We start from the raw sequence: 21,612 nt of genomic DNA, 5'->3' as shown, positions 1-21,612 counted from the left end.
GGATGGTCCTCCACACTGAGTGACCGACCGAAGCGGTGTGGGTCGTGAGGGATTCGCACCCGCGGTTGCTTGGCAGGCCTGTAGTTGTACTGCCGTTCAGCCACGCCAAACAGCGAAGGTGCGCGGGGCTTTCAGCGTCTCACCAAAAAGTTTGACGGTCAACACGATCACGCCCCGTATCGGTGGGCAACCCGGGCGCACACGGCCGGAAAGCGGCTGCGCGGCGACTCCTGCGGGGCCCTCGGGGCGTGGCGATCATCCTTGAGTGCGGAGCCTGCCACCGCGAGCGCTTCTTGGCAACCACCTGCTCATTTCTGCTGGGGGCAGTTGCCGGTGGCAGGTCCCTCCGGTTGCGCCAGGGCCGTTTTACAGAATCGGCTCAGCGGATGGCGAAGCCGTCGTAACCCCCGCGGGGTGTGTCCCAGATCTCGGTGACACCATCGACCCGCCCGGGCGTGTCGTCACCCTCGAGCCAGCCGAGGAGCCCTTCACAGCCATCTCGCGAGCCCTCCGCGACCACCTGGACCCGGCCGTCGTCCAAATTGAGAGCAAAACCACTCAGGCCACCGATCTCGAGGGCCTTGGCCCGCGTGAACCAGCGGAAACCCACACCTTGGACGCGTCCACGCACCCAGGCGACCAGCCGTACATCCTCGCTCATGACTGCAACCTAACGGGCCAATGTCCCTCGGGGCACTTCCTCCCCTGGCGCTATGCGGTACCGTCCCCACCCAATGAATCCCATATGAAACTCACACGATCGAGTGAGTTCTGTGGGGATCTTGAGACCGCAGGGACGAGGAAGGCCAGGACATGGGACGCCACCGACGCTCCGCCGCCGGCCGCGCCGCCACGGGCCGCGCCACGGGGGTCACACATACGGACGGCTCTTATACGGAGGGCCACGACCCGCTGGACTCGTACGGCGACGGCCGGCCGACGATGGGCATCGCGCCCTATCTGAACCCGGAGGCGTACGCCGAGGCCTACGCGAAGAGCGACGCCTACCTGTTCGCCTCGGACGACGACTACGACCGGATCACCGGCACCACGACGTTCCCGGACGACGCCGCGTCCACCGGCGGCTCCGCCACGACCGCCGTCTTCCGCAGTGACGGCTTCACGCCCAGCGCCGGCTCCCGGCGCCCCGGGGGCGGCTCGCACCGCCGGCGCAAGAAGAAGGCCGTGGCGCCGGTGAAGACCGGGCTGCTCGGCGTCTCCGCGGCGGTCGCCCTGGGCACGGTCGCGGTCGCCACGGGTGTGGTGCCCGGCATCGACAACTACCAGCTCGGCGGCAGCGGCGCGGACAAGGTGCAGGCCGCCGACACCCCGACCAACGCCCCGACCGAGCAGGGCGGCACGTCCGGCAACGCCGACAGCGGCTCCCCGACGAGTCCCGACGTCGAACGGCCCACCTCGCCGGCCCCGTCGACGTCATCGGCCGCCCCGACGAAGACCCCGTCGAAGAAGCCGTCGGCCACGCCCAGCAAGAAGCCGAAGGAGACGCCTTCCCGTACGGCCACGAAGGCGCCGGAGAAGGAGAAGCAGCCGGAGCGCGAGCAGACCAGCGCCCCCGTGGAGCTGTCCGCGCAGGCCGCCGCCGCGGCCGAGGTGCTGCAGCTCGTCAACCAGGAGCGCGCCCAGGTCGGCTGCAGCGCGGTCGCCGCCAACAGCTCGCTCACCGAGCTGGCCCAGGCCTTCAGCGAGGACATGGCCGCGCGGGGCTTCTTCGACCACACCGACCCGAGCGGAGCGTCCCCGTGGGACCGGGCCGCGAAGGCCGGCATAACCGACCTCGGCGGCGAGAACATAGCCCGCGGCCAGGCCGACGCGGCCGCCGTGATGGAGGCCTGGATGAACAGCCCGGGCCACAAGGCCAACATCCTGAACTGCGACTTCAAGACGCTGGGCGTCGGCGTGCACTTCGGTGCGGGCGGGCCTTGGTGGACGCAGGACTTCGGGTACTGAGGGCCCTGACGGTTCTGGCAGTTCTGGCGGTCCTGACGGTCCTGGCGGTCAGTCCTCGGCGAGGCCCAGTGGCCGCAGGGCCGACCTGTAGTCGCCGGTGGTGACGAGGTCGTCGATCACCCGGACCATGGCGGGGAGGCCCGGGTCCCGGACGATCAGGTCGTCCCAGCCGTAGAAGTACCGGCCGCCGAGGCATTCCCCGGTGCCCTTCCAGCGGTCCATCAGACGGCGCGCCTCGTCGAGGGTGGAGACGGTCCCGGACCAGCGTTGTCCGTCGGCGAACGTCACCCACATGTCGACGTTGCAGACCTCGTCGGGCTCCTCCCCCGCGCCCGGGACGAACAGATCTCGTATGCGTCCCTGCGCACCCGGTAGAACGGGCCGTCCCACACACCTACCCCCAAGGCTTCGCCCCCCGTGACCGGCTCGGTGGGCAGGCTACTGCGGGGAGGGCGCGGCGTGCGCGTTCATTACGGCCCCCGACAAGCGGTTAGCGCTAACTACAGGTTAGCGCTGCGTTGGAGTACGCTGACATCATGGACGCCATGCAGGAGCGAGCCGAGGCGCAGGACCTCGCGTACAACGTGTTCGCCAAGGCCTGCCCTTCGCGCGGCACGCTGGAACACGTCACGGGCCGCTGGGGCGGACTCACGCTCGGCGCCCTGTACGAGGGCTCGCTGCGCTTCAACGAACTGCGCCGGCGGGTCGACGGTGTCAGCGAGAAGATGCTGTCCCAGACGCTGCACGCCCTGGAGCGGGACGGTCTGGTGCACCGGGAGGCGCAGCCGACCAATCCGCCGCGGGTCGACTACGAGCTGACGCCGCTGGGGCGCGGCGTCGCCGAGCGGCTGCTGACCCTCATCCACTTCGTGGAGGGGCAGATGGACGACGTGCTCGAAGCGCGTCAGCGCTACGACGAGACGCGCGGCGCCCTCTGACACTTCGGGCAGAAGTAGCTGGACCGGTTCATCCAGGGCCGCCTGCGCATCGGCGTACCGCACCGCTTGCACGGCAGTCCCTCACGGCCGTACGCGTCCAGGGACCGGTCGAAGTAGCCCGACTCGCCGTTGACGTTGACGTACAGGCTGTCGAAGCTCGTGCCGCCCACCGCGAGGGCGGCGTTCATGACGTCCCTTACGTGGCCCAGGAGTTCGAGGCTGCGCGGGCGGGTGAAGGTCGCGGTCGGGCGGTCGTAGTGGAGGCGGGTGCGCCAAAGGGCCTCGTCCGCGTAGATGTTGCCGACGCCGCTGATCAACGACTGGTCGAGCAGGGCCCGTTTGATGGTCGTGCGCTTGCGGCGCAGGGCCTGGTGGAAGGCCTCGTCGTCGAAGAGCGGGTCCAGGGGGTCGCGGGCGATGTGCGCGATGACGTCGGGCAGTCCGTCGGCGGTGTTGTCGTGCAACGACAGGCCGCCGAAGGTGCGTTGGTCGACGAAGCGCAGTTCGGTGCCGAGGGCGTCCGCGAACCGCACCCGGATCCTGAGGTGCTTCTCGTCGGGCGCGGTCTGCGGCTGGACCAGCAGCTGACCGCTCATCCCGAGATGGGCCAGGATCGACTGGTGCGTGTCCTCCAGGGGCAGCCACAGGTACTTGCCGCGGCGGCTCGGGGTGCCGATGCGGTGGCCCTTGAGGCGGTGCGCGAAGTCGTCGGCGCCGGCGATGTGCCGCCGTACGGCACGCGGGTGCAGCACCTCGGCGTCGGCGACCGTGCGATGGGCGACCCACCGCTCCAGGCCGCGCCGTACGACCTCGACCTCGGGCAACTCGGGCATGGGATCCCCCGTACACACCTGCGTGGGCCCGTCGGGCCCCTGAATGGGCCGAGCGCCCGCCCCACGGCGGGGTACGGGCGCTCGGATCGCTCTGTTCGGTCAGGCGGAGGCCGACGGCGCGTCGGCGTCCGGCTCAGCGGTGTCCGACTCGACGGCATCCGCTGCCGCCTTCGCCTTCCTGGCGCGCTCGTCCGCCGCGGCCCGGATGGACCGCCACGCGGATTCCGCGGCCTGCTGCTCCGCCTCCTTCTTGCTGCGGCCGGTGCCGGTGCCGTACGAGACGCCTCCGACGCGGGCGGCAGCAGTGAAGGTCTTCTCGTGGTCGGGGCCGGTCTCCGTGACCAGGTACTCGGGCACACCGAGCCCCTCGGTCGCGGTGAGCTCCTGGAGACTGGTCTTCCAGTCCAGGCCGGCTCCGAGATTCGAGGACTTCTCGATCAGGGGGTCGAACAGGCGGTGCACCAGCTCCGCCGCCGAGTCCAGTCCCTGGTCGAGATAGACCGCGCCGATCACCGCTTCCAGGGTGTCGGCGAGGATCGATGCCTTGTCCCGGCCGCCCGTGCCCTCTTCACCCCGGCCGAGCCGGATGAAGGAGCCCAGGTCGAGCCCGCGGCCGACCTCCGCCAGCGCACGCGAGTTGACCACCGCGGCCCGCAGCTTGGCCAGCTGGCCTTCGGGCAGGTCGGGGTGGGTGCGGTACAGCGTGTCCGTGACAACGAGGCCGAGGACGGAGTCCCCGAGGAACTCCAGGCGCTCGTTGGTGGGCAGGCCGCCGTTCTCGTACGCGTACGAGCGGTGGGTCAGCGCACGCACCAGAAGGGCGGACTCGAGCTTGTACCCGAGCCGCCCTTCCAACAGCGTGTGGGACGAGGCCTGGTTGTCCGCCTTCTTACGGGCGTGTGGGTCCGCCTTGGCGTCTTCCGCCTTCTTGGCAGTGGACACAGTGCCTCTCACCAGCCGCTCAGACCTCGAGAACCTGGCGCTTGTTGTAGGTGCCGCAAGACGGGCACGCGATGTGCTGCTGCTTGGGCTCGTGGCAGCGCTCGCACGCAACCAGGGTGGGGACCGCAGCCTTCCACTGCGACCGGCGGTGGCGCGTGTTGCTGCGCGACATCTTCCGCTTCGGAACAGCCACGGCTACTTCTCCTGCTTCTCGTCGACGCCCGGTTCGGCGCCGCTCATCTCGTCCTTCTCGCCGTCTTCGAGTGAACCGGCGAGTCCCTGCAGTGCCGCCCAACGGATGTCGACGGCGTCATGGTGGTGGTCCGGGTCGTCCGCAAGGCGTGCACCGCACTCGGCGCACAGTCCCGGGCAGTCTTCCTGGCACACCGGCTGCATCGGCAGTGCGAGCACCACCGCATCACGCAGCACGGGTTCGAGGTCGAACAAGCCGTCCTCGAGAAAGAGCCTGTCCTCGTCGTCCTCGGCGTCGTCGCCGGGTTCCGCGCTGTGATGGCGGCCCCGATCGTCGGCGTCAGGGTACGAGAACATCTCCTGGAAGTCCGCTTCGACGTCGAGCTGAAGCGGCTCCAGACACCTTACGCACTCCCCCTCGGCCTGTGCACGGCCGGTGCCTGTGACAAGCACACCTTCCATGACCGACTCGAGCCGGAGTTCGAGCTCCACCGGGGCGCCTTCCGGCACTCCGACGACTCCCTGGATACCGAAGTCCTTGGGGGCGTCGATCGTGCGGGTCAGGCGCTGCAGCGCACCGGGCCGCCGACCCAGCTCGTGTGTGTCGAACACGAGAGGATTGCGGTGGTCGAGGCGGGCTGTCACGCCATTCCTGCTTTCGATCTGCTGAGCTCAGAGGGTCACTGCCCTGCGGTGTTCCCGGGCAGCGTTGATCGCGGACGTACGCGCGACCGAAGAGCCAGGATACTGGACCTTTCGCTCACGGCCCAATCCGGTGGCCTCCTACTGTCCTCGCCCCTGCTCGTAGGCCCGCAGCTGCTCCGCACTGATCATGCTGGTGTCGAAGAGGCTGGTCTCGTCGAGGGCGTATCCCTGATCGCCCTGCGCGGCCTGCTGTGGGACCTGGTGCTGGGCCTGGTTCGGGTCGTAGGCGGCCTGCTGGGGGTCGTAGCCCTGGTAGGCGTAGGGATCGGCCTGCTGGTAGCCGTACGGGTCCTGCTGGCCGCCGTACTGCTGCTGATAGCCGTACGGATCCGCGGTCTGCTGCTGGTAGCCGTACGCCGGCTGCACGGTCTGCGGGTCGTACTGCGGCTGTGCCGGTACGGCCGCCGCCGGCTCGGCGGGGGCCGCCGAGGCGTCCTGCTCCGCGAGCGCGGCGAGGTCGGCGAGGTAGTCGGCGTCGCTGGAGTGCTGGACGGTGCCGGTGTCGTCGGCGAGGGCGCCGAGGTCGTCGGTGGCGATCCGGCCGTGCAGCTTCTGGCGGCCGCGGCCGACGGCCTCCAGGGTCTTGGCGAGGACCGCCTCGAATGCGCCGAGCTTGATGTCGACGTACTCGTCGGCCGTGCGGCGCAGGGTCTCCGGGTCATGGCTGCGCTCGGGGGCGTCCTCGTCCTCGTAGCCCCGCTCGTCGACGCCGGGGCCGGTGCCCAGGAGCTTCTCGCGGCCACGGCCGACCGAGCCGAGGGTCTTGGTGAGGACGACCTCAAAGTTGGCGAGCTTGGAGTCGACGTAGTCGTCGGCCTCCGCGCGGACGTCCTCGGCCTCCTTGCGGGCCTCGGCGAGGATGCGTTCGGCCTCGGCCTGCGAGCGGCGGGCGACCTCGGTGTCGGAGATCAGGGAGCCGCGCTCGGCGTGCGCGCCCTGGATGATCCGCTCGGCCTCCTGGCGGGCCTGCTCGACCATCTGCTCGCGGCCGCCGATCAGCTCCTGGGCCTGGGCGAGCGAACCGGGCAGGGCCGCACGGACCTCTTCCAGCATCGCGAGCAGTTCGGCGCGGTTGACCACGCACGAGGCCGACATGGGCATCGACCGGGCACCTGAGACCGAGGCGACGATCTCGTCGAGCTTCTTCTGCACGTCCACCGTGTGCTCGCCACTCTCTACAGCTGTGATGGAGACGGACGGGACGACTGTAGCCCCATCAGTCCTGGCGCAGGCGCTTGTTGAGAGCCTCCAGCACCACCGGCGGCACGAGGTGGGAGACGTCGCCGCCCCAGGTCGCCACTTCCTTGACCAGGGAGGAGGACAGGAAGCTGTAGGTGGGGTTGGTCGGGACGAAGAGGGTCTCCACGCCCGACAGGCCGTTGTTCATCTGGGCCATCTGCAGCTCGTAGTCGAAGTCGCTGACCGCGCGCAGGCCCTTCACGATGGCCGGGATGTCGCGCTGCTTGCAGAAGTCGACGAGGAGGCCGTGGAAGGCCTCGATCCGGACATTGCCGTACTCGGCCGTGACCTGGCGGATCAGGTCGAGTCGCTCGTCGACCTCGAACAGGCCCTTCTTGGCCTTGTTGATCATGACGGCGACGTAGACCTCGTCATACAGCCTGGAGGCGCGGGAAATGATGTCGAGGTGTCCGTTGGTGATCGGGTCGAACGACCCGGGACAGACGGCGCGGCGCACTGCTGATCCCTCGCTCTCGGGTCCGGTCATCGTGCGTCTTCGCACGTGGAGGCGGCGCGACCGTACCAAAACGTTCCCTCGCCGTAACGACGGGCCCGAATCGCTTCGAAACCGTCCGGCCACCGGAATTCGCCGCCTCTGGTGCTGCGCTCCACGGTGACGAGTGCCTCGGGCGCGAGCCAGCCCCCTGAGCGGAGTGTGAGCAGAATCTCGCGAAGATCGTGATCTGTGACTCTGTACGGCGGGTCCAGGAAGACGAGGTCGTACGGCTCGGTCGGCGCCGGGGTCTGGATGATCTGTTCGGCTTTGCCCGACCTCACCTCGGCGCCGGGGAGGCCGAGGTTCTTGACGTTCTCTCGGACGGTGCGGGCGGCCCTGGCGTCCGCCTCGACGAGGAGGGTGTGGCCGGCGCCGCGAGAGAGGGCCTCCAGGCCCACGGCGCCCGAACCGGCGTAGAGGTCGAGGACGCGCTCGCCGTCCAGGGGGCCGCCCAGGAGGGACTGCCAGGTGGAGAAGAGGCCCTCGCGTGCGCGGTCGGAGGTGGGGCGGGTTCCGGTCCCCGGGGGGACGGCAAGTCGACGTCCGCCGGCTGCGCCGGCGATCACGCGGGTCATCTTCGGTCCTTGGTTGTGGGCGGCCTTGGGTTCAGTGTGGCTGGTCGCGCCCCCGCGGCGGTAGCCGCATGGTCCATACAGCCCCGCGTCCCGGTGGGCTCACTCACCCCTTTTCCAAGTACTGCTCCCTTTCCTCGTCCAAGAGCGCGTCGAGGGCCGTCCGTAGGCCGGGGAGCTGCGTCAGCTCGGGGTCGGTGGCCACCAGCGCCGCCGCCTCGTCCCTCGCCTCCGCGATGATCTCCTCGTCCTCGATCACGGCGAGGACCCTCAGGGAGGTACGGGCTCCGGACTGGGCCTGGCCCAGGACGTCGCCCTCGCGGCGCTGCTCCAGGTCGATGCGGGAGAGTTCGAAGCCGTCGAGGGTGGAGGCGACGGCGCCCAGGCGCTGCCGGGCCGCGCTGGCCTCCGGCATCTCGGTGACCAGGAGGCAGAGTCCGGGGGCGGAGCCTCGGCCCACCCGGCCGCGCAGCTGGTGGAGCTGGGAGACGCCGAAGCGGTCGGCGTCCATGATCACCATGGCGGTGGCGTTCGGGACGTTGACGCCGACCTCGATGACCGTCGTGGCGACCAGGACGTCCGTCTCGCCGGCGGCGAAGCGGCGCATGACGGCGTCCTTGTCGTCGGGGTGCATACGGCCGTGCAGGATCTCGACCCCGAGGCCCTGCAAGGGGCCCTTGGCGAGTTGGTCGGCCACCTCCAGGACGGCGAGCGGCGGACGCTTCTCCGCCTCGTCCTCGGGGGACTTCTTCTTCCCGCTCTTCTTCGGGTCGTCCTCCTCGTCCCCGATGCGCGGGCAGACGACGTACGCCTGGTGGCCGTTGCCGACCTCCTCGCGCACGCGCTCCCAGGCGCGGGCCAGGAAGTGGGGCTTGTCGGCGGCCGGGACGACATGGGAGGCGATGGGCGAGCGGCCGGCCGGGAGCTGGTCGAGGACCGAGGTCTCCAGGTCGCCGAAGACGGTCATGGCGACCGTGCGCGGGATGGGCGTGGCCGTCATGACGAGGAGGTGGGGCGGCTGTCTGCCCTTGCCGCGCAGGGCGTCGCGCTGCTCCACTCCGAAGCGGTGCTGCTCGTCAACGACGACCAGTCCGAGGTCGTGGAACTGCACCTTGTCCTCGATCAGCGCGTGCGTGCCGATCACGAGGCCGGCCTCCCCGGTGACCAGGTCGAGCAGGGCCTGGCGGCGGGCGGCCGCGCCCATGGAACCGGTCAGCAGCACCACCTTGGTGGCCTGCTCGGCGCCGCCCAGCATGCCGCCCTCGGCCAGCTCGCCCATCATCTCGACGATCGAGCGGTGATGCTGCTGGGCCAGCACTTCGGTGGGCGCGAGCATGGCGGCCTGGCCACCGGCGTCGACGACGGCGAGCATGGCGCGCAGGGCCACCATCGTCTTGCCCGATCCGACTTCTCCCTGGAGCAGCCGGTGCATCGGGTGTTCGGTGGCGAGGTCGTCGAAGATCTCCCTGGAGACCTTCTGCTGCCCCTCGGTGAGCGTGAAGGGGAGGCGGTCGTCGAAGGACGCCAGGAGGCCGTCCGGCTTGGGTTTGCGGGCCACCGCGGGGAGTTGGGCGTCGGCGTGGCGCCGGCGCGCCAGGGCGACCTGGAGGACGAAGGCCTCGTCCCACTTGAGGCGGGAGCGGGCGTCCTCGATGTCCGCCTTGGTGTGCGGGCGGTGGATCTTCAGGAGGGCCTCGGGGAGGGAGACCAGGCCGCGGCCCTCGCGCAGGGATTCCGGGAGGGGATCGACGGCCTCCTGTGCGCTCGGCAGCACCGTCTGGATCGCCTTGCCGATCTTCCAGGACTCCAGTTTGGCGGTGGCGGGGTAGATGGGGATGAGGGCGCCGGCCCAGGTCTCGACCGTCTCCTCCGCGTCGCCGCGCAGCAACTCGTACGCCGGGTGGGCCAGTTGGAGGCGGCGGTTGAAGACGGAGACCTTGCCCGCGAACATCGCACGGGTGCCCGGCAGCAGCTCCTTGTGGGGCTTGTGAACGCCTGCGCCGAAGAAGACCAGTTGGAGGCGGCCGCTGCCGTCCGTGATCGTGACTTCGAGGCGCTGGCCCTTGCCCCGCGGTGCCTTGGCGGAGGCGAAGGAGTGCAGGCGGGCGTCCGCGACCATCGCGACCACCGTGACGTGCTCGTCCATGGGGAGGTCGGCGAGGTGCGTGAGCTGACCGCGCTCCTCGTATCTGCGCGGGTAGTGGTGCAGCAGGTCGCCGACCGTGTGCAGGCCGAGGTGCTCGGCCATCACCTTCGCGGTGGGAGGGCCGAGCACTTTCTTCAGTGGTTCTTCCAGTGCGGGCACGAGATCCATTCCACACCACGGCACTGACAATGCCGTAGAGGTCGCGGCGACCGTCCCGGTAAACGTCCTGGAAACCCCTGGTCAGACGTTTCGCTTCGGCTCTAGGATGGCGCGCTCCGGCCATCCTTTCGCGGTCACCGCCTCACCGGGACCGCCCGACCCCGCGCCGTCGCGAAAGTCCTCCCACCGGCGCAGCGACGATGGACTCCCAGACCTCACAGTCATCCCAGGCATCTCAGCCACCCCAGTCACCTCATACATTCCAGGTCGACCTGCGTGGTCTCGTGGACCTGCTCTCCCACCATCTCTACTCCAGCCCGAAGGTCTACCTCCGCGAGCTGCTGCAGAACGCCGTCGACGCCATCACCGCCAGACGCGCCGAGGAGCCGGGCGCGCCCGCCGTGGTGCGGCTGTACGCCGAGTCGGGCGCCCTGCGGGTCGAGGACTCCGGGGTCGGGCTCACCGAGGCGGACGTGCACAGCCTCCTCGCGACCATCGGGCGCAGCTCCAAGCGTGCCGAGGGGCTGCAGGAGGCCCGGTCCGACTTCCTGGGGCAGTTCGGCATCGGTCTGCTGGCCTGTTTCGTCGTCGCCGAGCGGATCCGGGTGGTCAGCCGCAGCGCCCGTACGCCGGACGCGGCACCCGTGGAGTGGACGGCGGCGGACGACGGTTCGTACACCGTGCGGACGCTGCCGCACGACGCCCGCACCGAACCGGGCACCACCGTGCACCTGGTGGCGCGGGCCGGTGCCGCCGAGTGGCTGGCCGAGGACCGGGTCCTGGCGCTGGCGCGGGACTTCGGCTCGCTGCTGCCGTACGACGTCCGGGTCGGCCAGGAGGCGGTCACCGACCTGCCGGCGCCCTGGGACCGGCCGTACCCCTCCCCCGCCAACCGCAGGGTGGCCCTGGCCCGGCACTGTCACGATCTGTTCGGCTTCACCCCGCTGGACTCGATCGACCTGGACGTGCCGCTCGCCGGGATCCGCGGGGTGGCGTACGTCCTTCCCTCGGCGGTCAGCCCGGCCCAGCGGGCGGGTCATCGCGTCCACCTCAAGGGCATGCTGCTCACCGAGCGGGCCGAACAGCTGCTGCCGGACTGGGCGTTCTTCGTGCGCTGCGTCCTGGACACCGACAGCCTGCGGCCGACGGCCTCGCGCGAGTCTCTGTACGAGGACGAGACGCTGGCGGGCGTACGGGAGGCGCTCGGCGAAAGGATTCGGTCCTGGCTGACCGGCCTGGCCGCCGGGGATCCGGAACGGCTGGCGGCCTTCCTGTCCGTGCACCACCTGGGCGTGAAGTCCCTCGCGCGGCACGACAGGGAGATGCTGCGCACGATGCTGCCGTGGCTGCCCTTCGAGACGACCGACGGGCGGCTGTCCCTGGAGGAGTTCGCGCAGCGGCACCCGGTGGTGCACTTCACGCGGACCGTCGAGGAGTACCGGCAGGTCGCGCCGATCGCGTCCGCGCAGGGTGTCGGGGTGATCAACGGCGGTTACACGTACGACAGCGAGCTGGTCGAGGCGCTGCCGTCGGTGCGGCCGGGGACGGTCGTCGCCGAGCTGGACGCGGAGACCGTGACCGCCCATCTGGATTCGGTCGACCCGGCCGAGGAGCTGGCCCTGGCGGGCTTCCTGGCGGCCGCGCGGGCGAAGCTCGACCCGCTGGGGTGTGACGTCGTCCTGCGCGCCTTCCACCCGCTGTCCGTGCCCGCGCTGCACTTGGACGACCGGTCGGCCCGGCACGAGCAGGCCCGTGCGGAGGCGGAGGAGCAGGCCGACGACCTGTGGGCGGGCATCCTCGGCTCGCTGCGCGGCAGCGCGCCACGCGCGCGTCTCGTGCTCAACCACCTCAACCCGCTGATCCGGCGGATCAGTTCACTGGGCGACCCGGAGCTGATCGGCACCGCCACCGAGTCCCTCTACGGGCAGGCCCTGCTGATGGCCCAGCGGCCGCTCAGGCCCGCGGACTCCGCGCTGCTGAACCGGTCCTTCATCGGCCTGCTGGAGTGGGCCACGAACGGCGAGGAGGGCCGCCGATGAGCGACATCACGGACTTCGACTCGCTGCGCCGGGCGATGGCGGACAACTCCGAGGAGCCGGAGGGGCCCGCCCGCAACGCGCGCGCGGAGCAGCTGCTCGTCGAGGCCGAGAAGCTGGACATCCCGCTCGCCGTGATCGAGGCGCTCGGACACCAGCTGAAGGTCTACAACTACAGCTCCGAGAAGGACAAGATGTTCGTCCCCTTCGCGCGTCTGCTGCGCATGTGGGACGAGCGGCCCGAGGACTTCGACGAGTACGAGACGCATGCGCTGCACTGGGTCTTCAAGTGGATGTCGTCCGGCATGCTCGACCAGCCGCACATCCCGCTGGCCTCGATCGAGAAGTGGCTCGGCGAGATGGAGCACCGCTACCGGCTCGCCGGGCACTCCGAACGGGCCGTGCGCAGCGCCGAGTTCAGCGTGGCCGCGCATGTCGGTGACGTGGCGCGGGCCGAGCGGGCGTATGGCGCCTGGCTGGCCGCCGACCGGGACAGCATGGCCGACTGCCACGCGTGCGAGCTGCACGGGCAGGGGTGGTGGCAGGCCGAGCGGGGCCGGGACGCCGAGGCGATCCGGCTGTGGGGACCCGTCCTGGAGGGCGAGTTCACGTGCGCCCACGAGCCGCACACCGTCCTCGCGTCCTCCCTGACGCCGCTGCTGCGCCTGGGCCGCCTGGACGAGGCCCGCGCCCACCATCTGCGGGGTTTCCGGCTCGTACGGGCCATGGAGAGCATGCGCGGCGCCTACGCGGACCACGTGGAGTTCTGCGCGCTCAGCGGCAACGAGGCGCGCGGCCTGGAGCTGCTCGCCGAGCGGCCGGCGTACTTCACGGACGACGGGCATCCGCGCAGCAAGCTGGAGTTCATGGCGGTGGTGGCCCTGCTCATGGACCGCCTGAGCGAGCTGGGACTGGGCGATCAGCGCGTCCCCGGTCCGGCGGACCGCGAGTGGACCGCCCGCGAACTCGCCGCACACGCGCGCGTGGAGGCCCTCGCGCTGGCGGCGGGCTTCGACCGGCGCAACGGCACGGACCACGTCAGCGAGCGGGCACGCGCGCGTATGGACCAGCGGCCGCTGGTGGAGCGGCTGCCGCTGGGGGTGCGTACGGCGGCGGCACGGCCGGCGGGAGTGGCGGCGCCCGCCCCGGCGGCGGCCACCGTGTCCGGCGGTCCCGAGAGCGCGGGACCTGAGCGCGACCTGGCCACGCTCCTCATCGAGGCACGGCGGCTGTCGGACACCCTGCAGCCCCACGCCATCGAGGCCTGGGCAGCCGTCTCACGGGCCGCCGAGGGCGTCGAACTGGCCGCCCGCGACCGCGCGGAGATCGCCGACCACCAGGCCATGGACCTGGGCCCCGAGGGCATCGCCCTCTTCGAGGAGGCCGCCGGGCTGTACGCGGAGGCGGGCGACCCCGGAGAGGCCCTGGCGGCACGCGCGCGTGGAGCGTACGTACGCGCTCTCACCGGCGAAGTCCCCGAGGCCCTCGCGGTGATCGCCGAACTCTACGACCGGGCCCTCGCGCTGTACGCCGAGGACGGCACGGGCGTACGTCAGACGGCGGCCGTGCTGATGAGCCGGGCGCGGATCCTGATGCGGCGGGTGCACGAGGCGGAGGGCGCGACGCAGGGGGCCGCCCAGGCCGACGCCAAGGCCGCCGCCGGTGAGGTGCTCGCGCTCGTCGACGGACAGGCCGGGGACGACGTACGGCTTGCCTCGCGGGCCGCGGAGGCACAGGCGATGCTCGCTGAGCTGGCGGCGCTCGCCGGGGACGTGGAGCGGGCCGCGGAGCTGTTCGCGAGGGCTTCGGCGGCGTTCGTCGAGGCGGGGCTGCCGTGGTTCGCGGTGGAGTACGAGGCCCGGCTGGCCGGGCTCGCGCACCATCTCGGCGACATCGCGGAGGCCGAGCGGGCGCTGCGGGCGGCCCTGGAGCACGGCGGGCCGCATCTGGAGGCGCCGGGGCGGGCCCAGCTGCACCTCCAGCTCGCCGAGGTGCTCGGCGGCCGGGGGCTGGCCGAGGAGGCCGCAGAGCACGCCCTGGAGGCGGCGCACTGGGCCGACGAGGCGGGCGAGAGCCGGACGCTGGGCGCCTGGGCGCGGCAGCAGCTGGGCGGGTTCCTGCTGCGGCAGGGACGGTTCGCCGAGGCCGCCGAGGTGCTGGAGTCGGCGCTGCCCGACCTGACCGCCGAGATGCACGGGGACGGCGCGGTCGTCCAGACGCAGTGGTGGCTCGGCGACTGCCTGAGCGAGCTCGGGGAGCACCGTGCGGCGGCAGAACGCCGGCTGCAGGCCGCCGAGATCGCCCGGCACTGGCCCGAGCAGCACGACCACGCCACGCTCGCCCATCTCGCCGCCGAGTCCCTCGGCCACGCGGGCCTGCACGCCGAGGCGGACGAGGCGTACGCGCGCGCGGGCACGCTGTGGCGCTCCCTCGGCAACGTCCACGGGCTCGTCCGTTCCCTGCGCGCCCGCGCGTGGCTGGCGCTGCGCGTGGAGGACATGGAGGGCCGGGACGGCGGGGAGGACACGGCGTCCGCGTTGATGGCGAGCGCGGTCGGCGAGTGCGTGACGGCGCTGGACGCCGCGGACGACGAGGAGGAGCGGCAGCAGCTCACCGCCGAACTCGGCCACACCCACCGGCAGTTCAGCGACCTGCTCGCCCGTTCGGCCACGGAGGACGCCGAGGACGAGTCGATCCGGGCCGCACTGGAGGCGGCCCTGTCCCAAGTGACGCAGGCCGTCGCGGTGTTCGCCTCCCTCGGCGAGGACGCCCTGCACAGCCGCACCGGCGCCGAACTCGCCGCGGGCTGGCTGGAGGCCGACCTGAGCCGCCCGGCCCGGGCGGCCGCACGCGCGCGTGCCGTGCTGTCGGCGTACGAGGGTTACGCCGCGGACGACGGGGCGGCGCAGGAGCGGCGGGCGGAGGCCGGGCAGATGCTAGAGGTGGTGGAGGAGCAGCACACGGAGTAGCGGGCTGGGCCGGGCCCGGCGCCCGGCCTGGGTCACTCCACGCCGATGAGCAGCAGGGCCCCTTGCCGCCCACCCCGGTACACCACCGTGTCGACGGCGAGATACGACTCGCGCACGCGTGCTTCGAGGTGCTCGGCGATCGTCTCGGGTGCCTCGTCGCCGAGGACGAGGGTGACCAGCTCGCCGCCGGCCGAGAGCATGCGGTCGAGGACGGTCTCGGCGGTGGCGGTGACGTCCGTCCCGATCACGGCCACGTCACCGTCGACGAGACCGAGGACGTCGCCGGCCTGGCAGATGCCGGCCATGGTCCACGACTGGCGTTCGGCGACGGCGACCTCGGCGTAGCGGGTCGCGCCGGCCGCCGAGGTCATCGAGACGACGTCCTCGTCGAAGCGGCGCTCCGGTGCGTGCACGGCGAGCGCCGCGATGCCCTGGACTGCGGAGCGGGTCGGGATCAGCGCCACACGGATGCCCTCCGCGCGGGCCTGCTCGGCCGCCGCGGCCGCGGTGTGGCGCAGCTCGGCGTCGTTGGGCAGCAGCACGACCTCGCGCGCGTGGGCCCGCCGTACGGCCTCCACGAGCTCCCCGCTCGCGGGCGGCTCCCCGGGGCGCGCGAGGACGGTGGTCGCGCCGGCCTCGCCGTACAGCCCGGCCAGGCCCTCCCCCGGCACGACGGCGACGACGGCCCGTTGGGCGCGTTCCCGGGGCGGCCGCTCGGCACCGGTGGTGTGCACGTCGCCGGCACCGAAGTGGGTGATCCGGATCCGGTACGGCCGCCCGGCCTCGACGCCGGCTTCCACGGCGGCCCCGGCGTCGTCCACGTGCACATGCACGTTCCACAGCCCGTCACCGCCGACCACGACGAGCGAGTCCCCCAGGCCGTCGAGCCGCTCCCGCAGCCGAGCCACGGCCGCGTCCTCGGCCTCCAGCAAGTAGATCACCTCGAACGCCGGACCGCCCTCGTCCGTGCCGTCGGCGCACTCCTCGACGTCGGCGGGCGACGTGCTCCCCGCGCCGCTCGGGGCGCCATGTGAACCGTCCGGCGCATCCACCACGCGTGCGTGCCCGGCGGAGAACCGGGGCACCGCCTCCCCCGTGAGCGTCTCCACCAGCGCGCCCAGCACCGTCAGCAGCCCCCGTCCGCCCGCGTCGACCACCCCCGCGCGCTCCAGGACCGCCAGCTGCCCGGGCGTAGCGGCCAGCGCCGCCCGCGCCCCCTCGTAGGCCGCCCGCACGACCGCCCCGCAGTCGTCACCCTCGGCCCCACCGGCCGCGTCGGCGGCGGCGGAGGCGACGGTGAGGACCGTGCCCTCGACGGGATGGGCCACCGCCTGACGGGCGGAGTCGGCCGCGTGCCGCAGGGCGAGGCGGAGACCGGAGCCATCGGTGTGAGCCGTGTCACCGTCGGCGGCGAGCACCTGGGCCATGCCCCGCAGCAACTGGGCGAGGATCGTCCCGGAGTTCCCCCGGGCGCCTATCAGGGCCCCGTGCGCCATCGCGCGGGCGGCGTCCGCGAGGGAGGGTTTGCCCACCTCGTACGCGGTGAACACGGCCTCCACCGCCGCGACCGCCGACTCCACGGTCAGATACAGGTTCGTCCCCGTGTCGCCGTCGGCCACGGGATAGACGTTGATCGCGTCGATCTCCTCGCGCGCCCGACCGAGTGACTCCAGCGCGAGGCCGCACCAGGTGCGCACCGCGAGAGCATCGAAGAATGTCTGCGGCACCTGCGCCACCTGCGCCTCCCTGAGCTGCTGGTCCCTGAGCTGCTGGACGTGGCACGCAGCGTAGACCCAGAGCCGGTGCCCACCGGAAGAGGGCCGGGAGCGGGCTCCTGATCAGGCATGGTAGTTTCGTTCTACTGGCGCAGTCGTTGTATGCTGCTCCGGTTGCCCGATGCAGATCGGGCCGTTCCCCTGGCAATGTCACTCAGATCTCTGATCCTAGATCTTGATCCCGGCATGCCGGGATTAACCGTAAGTGGATCTGAAGTCTTTGGAGTGACCCGTGGCTGCCAACTGCGACGTCTGCGGCAAGGGGCCGGGCTTCGGCAACAACATCTCGCACTCGCACCGCCGTACGTCCCGTCGCTGGAACCCGAACATCCAGCGCGTCCGTACCGTGGTCGGCGGGACGCCGAAGCGCGTGAACGCCTGCACCTCGTGCATCAAGGCCGGCAAGGTCTCGCGCTGACGCCATCAGCTGAGCGCGCGGCCACTGCCGGTTCGCCGCATAGAGCCGGTCCACCTCGGTGGACCGGCTTTTTGCTGTGCCCGAGCGGCTGATCGGCCAGGCCCAAGGCGGCTGAGCGGCTGAGCGGCCACCGAAGCCGCTATGAGCCCCCGCGGAAGCGCCACCCGTGATCCACCGGCCCGATCCCCCCACCGAGCGCGAACCCCGCCTTGATCGCCCCGGTGACGTACTCCTTGGCCGCCGCCACCGCCTCCGGGACGGACCGCCCCTTCGCGAGCCCTGAGGCGATCGCGGAGGCGAGCGTGCAGCCGGTGCCGTGCGTGTGCCGGTTGTCGTACCGGGGCGCCCGCAGCCAGTGCTCCTCTGAGCCGTCGGTGAGCAGATCGACGGCGTCCCCGGACAGATGGCCGCCCTTGATCAGCACCCAGCGCGGCCCGTACGCCAGCACGGCCGCCGCGGCCTCCCGCAGCTGCTCCTCCGCCTCGACGTGGACGCCGGTGAGTTGCGCCACCTCGTCGAGGTTGGGGGTCGCCACGGTCGCCACCGGCAGCAGCTTCGTGCGGACGGAGTCCAGCGCGGAGGCCGCGAGCAGCGGGTCCCCGTGCTTCGACACGCCGACCGGGTCGACGACCGCCGGCGCGTCCGTCCCCCCGAGCAACTCCGCCACCGTCTCGACGAGTTCGGCGGACGCCAGCATCCCCGTCTTGACCGCCTGGACGCCGATGTCGTCGACGACGCTGCGGTACTGGGCCCGGACCGCCTCCACGGGCAGTTCCCAAGCGCCCTGTACACCGAGGGAGTTCTGCGCGGTGACCGCCGTGATCACACTCATGCCGTGCACGCCGAGCGCGAGCATCGTCTTCAGGTCGGCCTGGATGCCCGCACCGCCGCCGGAGTCGGAGCCCGCCACCGTAAGGACGCGCGGGATCATGACTCGATGTCCCCGCCGAAGTGGTCCCAGCCGCCCTTCTTGGTCCACGGCGCCCCGTCCACCGTCACCTGGGGCAGCGCGGAGGGGTTGAGGACCTCGCCGATGACCTTCCAGCGGGCGGGCAGCTTCACGTCCGGAGGGAAGGTCGCCACGATCGCGTGGTCCTCTCCCCCGGTCAGCACCCACTGCATGGGGTCGACGCCGACGGCCTGCCCGATGTCGTTCATCTGGGACGGGATGTCGATCGCACCCGAGCGGATGTCGATACGGACCTTGCTGGCCTCGGCGATATGTCCGAGGTCGGCGATCAGCCCGTCGCTCACGTCGCACATCGCGGTCGCGCCGAGCCCGGCGGCGGCCGGACCCGCGTGGTACGGCGGCTCGGGGCGCCGGTGCGCCTCCACGAAGGCGCGCGGTGAGCGGAAACCGCGGGCGAGCACGGCGTATCCGGCGGCGGACCAGCCCAGCCAGCCGGTCACCGCGACGAGGTCGCCGGGCTGCGCGCCCGCCCGCGTCACGGGCTCCTGGTTGCGCAGATCGCCGAGCGCGGTGATCGACACCATGATCGAGTCGCCCCGGACGACATCACCGCCGACCACGGCGGCGCCCGCGACCTGGCACTCGTCGCGCAGGCCGTCCATCAGCTCGGTCGGCCAGGTCACCGGGAGTTCGGCGGGGACGACCAGGCCCAGCAGCAGCGCGGTCGGTACGGCGCCCATCGCGGCGATGTCCGCGAGGTTCTGCGCGGCGGCCTTGCGGCCCACGTCGTAGGCCGTGGACCAGTCACGGCGGAAGTGCCGTCCCTCCAGCAGGATGTCGGTGCTGGCGACCACCCTGCGGTCGGGCGCGGCCACCACCGCGGCGTCGTCGCCGGGGCCGACCCGGACCGCCGGGGTGGTGGTGAGACGGGAGGTGAGCTCCCTGATGAGCCCGAACTCGCCGAGCTCACCAACAGTGCCCTTCATTGCCCTTACGCCCCTTCTGTCCCTGTCGGTACCCGGTCGCGCGGCACTACTGTCCTCGCTACGGTCGAGGTGTACGTCAACTTCTTTCGTGCCGGTACCCCGGCGCGCAAGCCCCGGCCATCGCAGGTCTCCCCGCGGCGAGCGGCGACGCGATACCGTGGCGTTCCTTTTCCCCACATGATCCTCGTGGCCGCCCTGGAGGTTCCGTGGTACAGGCGTACATCCTGATCCAGACGGAGGTCGGCAAGGCGTCGACCGTCGCCGAGACGATCAGCAAGATCCCTGGAGTCATCCAGGCCGAGGACGTCACAGGACCGTACGACGTCATCGTGCGCGCCCAGGCCGACACGGTCGACGACCTGGGTCGCATGGTGGTCGCCAAGGTCCAGCAAGTGGACGGCATCACCCGCACCCTGACCTGCCCGGTCGTACATCTGTAGCCCCCGTCTACCCTTGGCCGGTGAACTCTTTCCGTCACCGGCCCATTTCTGTCCTCGGGCTGCCCGCGCTCGTCCTGCTGATCACCGCAGCGGGCTGCTCATCAGCAGACGGCAGCGCGGCGGCGGCGGTTCCCAGCCCCGACGCGAAAGCCACGAAGCTGTGCCAGGACCTCGACAAGGTACTGCCGGCCAAGGTGGACGGTGAGAGCCGTGCGGATCCCTCGCCCGCGTCCGCGCTGACCGCCGGGTGGGGGGACTCGGCGATCATACTGCGGTGCGGTGTCGCACGGCCGCCCAAGATGCTCGATCCCAAGGTGGCGGAGGGCCGGGACCCGGACGCGGTGGCGGGCGGGGTGGACGACGTCCGGTGGCTGATGGAGAAGCAGGGCGACGGGGGTTACCGGTTCACCTCCGCGTTGCGCCGCGCCTACGTCGAGGTCACCGTGGAAGAGGGCCGGGACAGTTCGAGTGTGCTCATCGATCTGGCGTCGGCCGTCAAGAAGGCGATCCCCACGGGGATCGCCAACTGAACGTCCTGGTCACCGCAGCCCGGTGGACCGCCGCAACGCCGCCTGGATCAGCCGGTCCACCAGTTCCGGGTAGCTGATCCCGCTCGCCTGCCACATCTGCGGGTACATCGAGATCGGCGTGAAGCCGGGCATCGTGTTGATCTCGTTGATCACGAACTCCCCGTCCTCGGTGAGGAAGAAGTCCGCGCGCACCAGGCCCTCGCACGAGGCTGCCTCGAAGGCGTCCACCGCGAGCCGCTGGACCTCGGCCGTCTCCTGATGCGTCAGCGGGGCCGGCACGAGGCCGGGCGTCGAGTCGATGTACTTGGCCTCGAAGTCGTAGTACGCGTGCGCGTCCGGCGGCGGGATCTCGGCCGGTACGGAGGCCCGCGGGCCGTCCTCGAACTCCAGCACCCCGCACTCGATCTCACGACCGCGCAGCGCCGCCTCGACGAGGATCTTCGGGTCGTGCCGCTGGGCCTCGGCGATCGCCTCGTCCAGGCCCGCCAGGTCCTCGACCTTGGTGATGCCGATCGACGAACCCGCGCGCGCGGGCTTCACGAAGAGCGGCCAGCCGTGCTCGCCGGCGAAGTCGACGATCTTCTTGCGGGCGGCCGACTCGTCCTGTTCCCACTCACGCGGCCGGATCACCACGTAGGGGCCCACCTTGAGCCCGAACGAGAGGAACACCCGCTTCATGTACTCCTTGTCCTGGCCGACGGCCGAGGCGAGAACGCCCGAACCCACGTACGGGACGCCGGACAGCTCCAGGAGGCCCTGGAGGGTGCCGTCCTCGCCGTACGGGCCGTGCAGCACCGGGAAGACGACGTCGACGTCACCGAGCGCCTTGGGCACCGACCCGGGCTCGCTGTAGACCACTTCGCGGCTCGCGGGGTCGACGGGGAGCACCACGCCGCCCTCGCTGGACTCGGCGAGGTCGTCGACCTCCGGCGTACGGCGGTCGGTGATCGCCATGCGCTCCGGATCGTCGGCGGTGAGCACCCAGCGGCCGCCGCGCGTGATGCCGATGGGCAGGACGTCGTAGCGCGTCCGGTCGATCGCGCGCAGTACGGCGCCGGCGGTGACCATGGAGATCCCGTGCTCGGAGCTGCGACCGCCGAACACGACGGCCACGCGCGGCTTGCGGGGCGGCTGGTCAGGGCTCTGGGGGAGGTTCTCGGTGCTCATATCGCGTTGAGAGTACCCGGTGGTAGGGGCCGGAGTCAGCGTCCGTTGACGATGGCGGTTCGCGCAGCGCGCCCGGGACGGGCGCACCCCGAAGGGCGCGGGGCTGTATCGATCTGCGGCTCCGCCGCGCGGGCGCGAGCGACCACAACTGCGCCGCAGCCGAAAGACAACCCCCACGGCGCCCCCGACGG

At 71.4% G+C, this 21,612-nt stretch carries 21 protein-coding genes; 7 read left to right on the top strand and 14 right to left on the bottom strand.

What is annotated here, in order from left to right; all coding sequences use genetic code 11:
* Positions 1-379: 379 nt before the first annotated feature.
* Positions 380-661, bottom strand: coding sequence for an acylphosphatase (locus tag ABIE67_RS33190; RefSeq protein ID WP_370265064.1), 282 nt, complete (start codon positions 659-661; stop codon positions 380-382).
* Positions 662-813: 152 nt separating this feature from the next.
* Between ABIE67_RS33190 and ABIE67_RS33185 the strand changes: the two genes are divergently transcribed.
* Positions 814-1,968, top strand: coding sequence for a CAP domain-containing protein (locus ABIE67_RS33185; protein WP_370265063.1), 1,155 nt, complete (start codon positions 814-816; stop codon positions 1,966-1,968).
* A gap of 48 nt (positions 1,969-2,016) precedes the next feature.
* Here ABIE67_RS33185 and ABIE67_RS33180 read toward each other — a convergent pair whose 3' ends face one another.
* Positions 2,017-2,358: a hypothetical protein gene (locus tag ABIE67_RS33180; protein ID WP_370265062.1), complete on the bottom strand. Its 342-nt coding sequence runs from the start codon at positions 2,356-2,358 to the stop codon at positions 2,017-2,019.
* A 146-nt stretch (positions 2,359-2,504) separates the two neighbouring features.
* Here ABIE67_RS33180 and ABIE67_RS33175 point away from each other — a divergent pair, with 146 nt between their 5' ends.
* Positions 2,505-2,906 (top strand): winged helix-turn-helix transcriptional regulator, encoded by a 402-nt coding sequence (locus ABIE67_RS33175; protein WP_370265061.1) that lies wholly within the window; start codon positions 2,505-2,507, stop codon positions 2,904-2,906.
* On the opposite strand, the gene mutM is transcribed toward ABIE67_RS33175, so the two are convergent.
* The 8 genes from mutM to recG all read right to left on the bottom strand — a co-directional run bounded on the left by mutM (position 2,879) and on the right by recG (position 10,199).
* The gene (gene mutM / locus ABIE67_RS33170) at positions 2,879-3,739 is read right to left on the bottom strand and encodes a bifunctional DNA-formamidopyrimidine glycosylase/DNA-(apurinic or apyrimidinic site) lyase (protein ID WP_370265060.1); all 861 of its coding nucleotides are present in this window, start codon (positions 3,737-3,739) and stop codon (positions 2,879-2,881) included. The two genes, ABIE67_RS33175 and mutM, sit on opposite strands and share 28 nt — an antisense overlap.
* 99 nt (positions 3,740-3,838) lie before the next feature.
* Positions 3,839-4,693: a ribonuclease III gene (gene rnc / locus ABIE67_RS33165; protein WP_370265059.1), complete on the bottom strand. Its 855-nt coding sequence runs from the start codon at positions 4,691-4,693 to the stop codon at positions 3,839-3,841.
* 7 nt (positions 4,694-4,700) lie between these two features.
* Positions 4,701-4,874 carry a 50S ribosomal protein L32 gene (rpmF, locus tag ABIE67_RS33160; RefSeq protein ID WP_003951102.1) on the bottom strand — a complete coding sequence of 58 codons (174 nt, stop codon included), beginning with the start codon at positions 4,872-4,874 and terminating at the stop codon, positions 4,701-4,703.
* 2 nt (positions 4,875-4,876) lie between these two features.
* The gene (locus ABIE67_RS33155) at positions 4,877-5,518 is read right to left on the bottom strand and encodes a DUF177 domain-containing protein (RefSeq protein WP_370265058.1); all 642 of its coding nucleotides are present in this window, start codon (positions 5,516-5,518) and stop codon (positions 4,877-4,879) included.
* Positions 5,519-5,656: 138 nt separating this feature from the next.
* Complete coding sequence (locus ABIE67_RS33150) at positions 5,657-6,736, bottom strand: ATP synthase F0 subunit B (protein ID WP_370265057.1); 1,080 nt, start codon at positions 6,734-6,736, stop codon at positions 5,657-5,659.
* A gap of 58 nt (positions 6,737-6,794) precedes the next feature.
* A complete protein-coding gene (gene coaD, locus ABIE67_RS33145) occupies positions 6,795-7,274 on the bottom strand; it encodes a pantetheine-phosphate adenylyltransferase (protein ID WP_370269177.1) in 480 nt (159 codons plus the stop codon).
* Between the two features lie 26 nt (positions 7,275-7,300).
* Positions 7,301-7,888, bottom strand: a complete 588-nt coding sequence (gene rsmD, locus ABIE67_RS33140; RefSeq protein ID WP_370265056.1) for a 16S rRNA (guanine(966)-N(2))-methyltransferase RsmD — start codon at positions 7,886-7,888, stop codon at positions 7,301-7,303.
* A gap of 103 nt (positions 7,889-7,991) precedes the next feature.
* Positions 7,992-10,199, bottom strand: a complete 2,208-nt coding sequence (gene recG, locus ABIE67_RS33135; protein WP_370265055.1) for an ATP-dependent DNA helicase RecG — start codon at positions 10,197-10,199, stop codon at positions 7,992-7,994.
* Positions 10,200-10,390: 191 nt separating this feature from the next.
* On the opposite strand from recG, the gene ABIE67_RS33130 reads away from it, so the two are divergent.
* Entirely contained in the window at positions 10,391-12,229 is a 1,839-nt protein-coding gene (locus tag ABIE67_RS33130; RefSeq protein ID WP_370265054.1) for an HSP90 family protein, read from the top strand.
* A complete protein-coding gene (locus ABIE67_RS33125) occupies positions 12,226-15,195 on the top strand; it encodes a tetratricopeptide repeat protein (protein WP_370265053.1) in 2,970 nt (989 codons plus the stop codon). Before ABIE67_RS33130 ends, ABIE67_RS33125 begins: the two co-directional genes overlap by 4 nt.
* Before the next feature lie 32 nt (positions 15,196-15,227).
* Here ABIE67_RS33125 and ABIE67_RS33120 read toward each other — a convergent pair whose 3' ends face one another.
* Complete coding sequence (locus tag ABIE67_RS33120) at positions 15,228-16,931, bottom strand: DAK2 domain-containing protein (RefSeq protein WP_370265052.1); 1,704 nt, start codon at positions 16,929-16,931, stop codon at positions 15,228-15,230.
* A gap of 271 nt (positions 16,932-17,202) precedes the next feature.
* On the opposite strand from ABIE67_RS33120, the gene rpmB reads away from it, so the two are divergent.
* Positions 17,203-17,388 (top strand): 50S ribosomal protein L28, encoded by a 186-nt coding sequence (rpmB, locus tag ABIE67_RS33115; RefSeq protein WP_003993230.1) that lies wholly within the window; start codon positions 17,203-17,205, stop codon positions 17,386-17,388.
* 139 nt (positions 17,389-17,527) lie between these two features.
* Here the strand turns inward: rpmB and thiD are convergent, their stop codons facing one another.
* Positions 17,528-18,319 (bottom strand): bifunctional hydroxymethylpyrimidine kinase/phosphomethylpyrimidine kinase, encoded by a 792-nt coding sequence (gene thiD, locus ABIE67_RS33110; RefSeq protein ID WP_370265051.1) that lies wholly within the window; start codon positions 18,317-18,319, stop codon positions 17,528-17,530.
* On the bottom strand, positions 18,316-19,284 hold the full coding sequence (locus ABIE67_RS33105) for a thiamine-phosphate kinase (RefSeq protein ID WP_370265050.1): 969 nt from the start codon (positions 19,282-19,284) through the stop codon (positions 18,316-18,318). Before ABIE67_RS33105 ends, thiD begins: the two co-directional genes overlap by 4 nt.
* A 206-nt stretch (positions 19,285-19,490) precedes the next feature.
* On the opposite strand from ABIE67_RS33105, the gene ABIE67_RS33100 reads away from it, so the two are divergent.
* Entirely contained in the window at positions 19,491-19,724 is a 234-nt protein-coding gene (locus ABIE67_RS33100) for an Lrp/AsnC family transcriptional regulator (RefSeq protein WP_003997603.1), read from the top strand.
* A 20-nt stretch (positions 19,725-19,744) separates the two neighbouring features.
* Complete coding sequence (locus ABIE67_RS33095) at positions 19,745-20,254, top strand: DUF3515 domain-containing protein (protein WP_370265049.1); 510 nt, start codon at positions 19,745-19,747, stop codon at positions 20,252-20,254.
* Positions 20,255-20,263: 9 nt separating this feature from the next.
* Here the strand turns inward: ABIE67_RS33095 and ABIE67_RS33090 are convergent, their stop codons facing one another.
* On the bottom strand, positions 20,264-21,421 hold the full coding sequence (locus tag ABIE67_RS33090) for a D-alanine--D-alanine ligase family protein (RefSeq protein ID WP_370265048.1): 1,158 nt from the start codon (positions 21,419-21,421) through the stop codon (positions 20,264-20,266).
* Positions 21,422-21,612: the final 191 nt, after the last annotated feature.

The organism is Streptomyces sp. V4I8 (genome assembly GCF_041261225.1).
Classification (GTDB): Bacteria; Actinomycetota; Actinomycetes; order Streptomycetales; family Streptomycetaceae; genus Streptomyces.
This window is presented reverse-complemented; position numbering and strand designations above follow the sequence as displayed.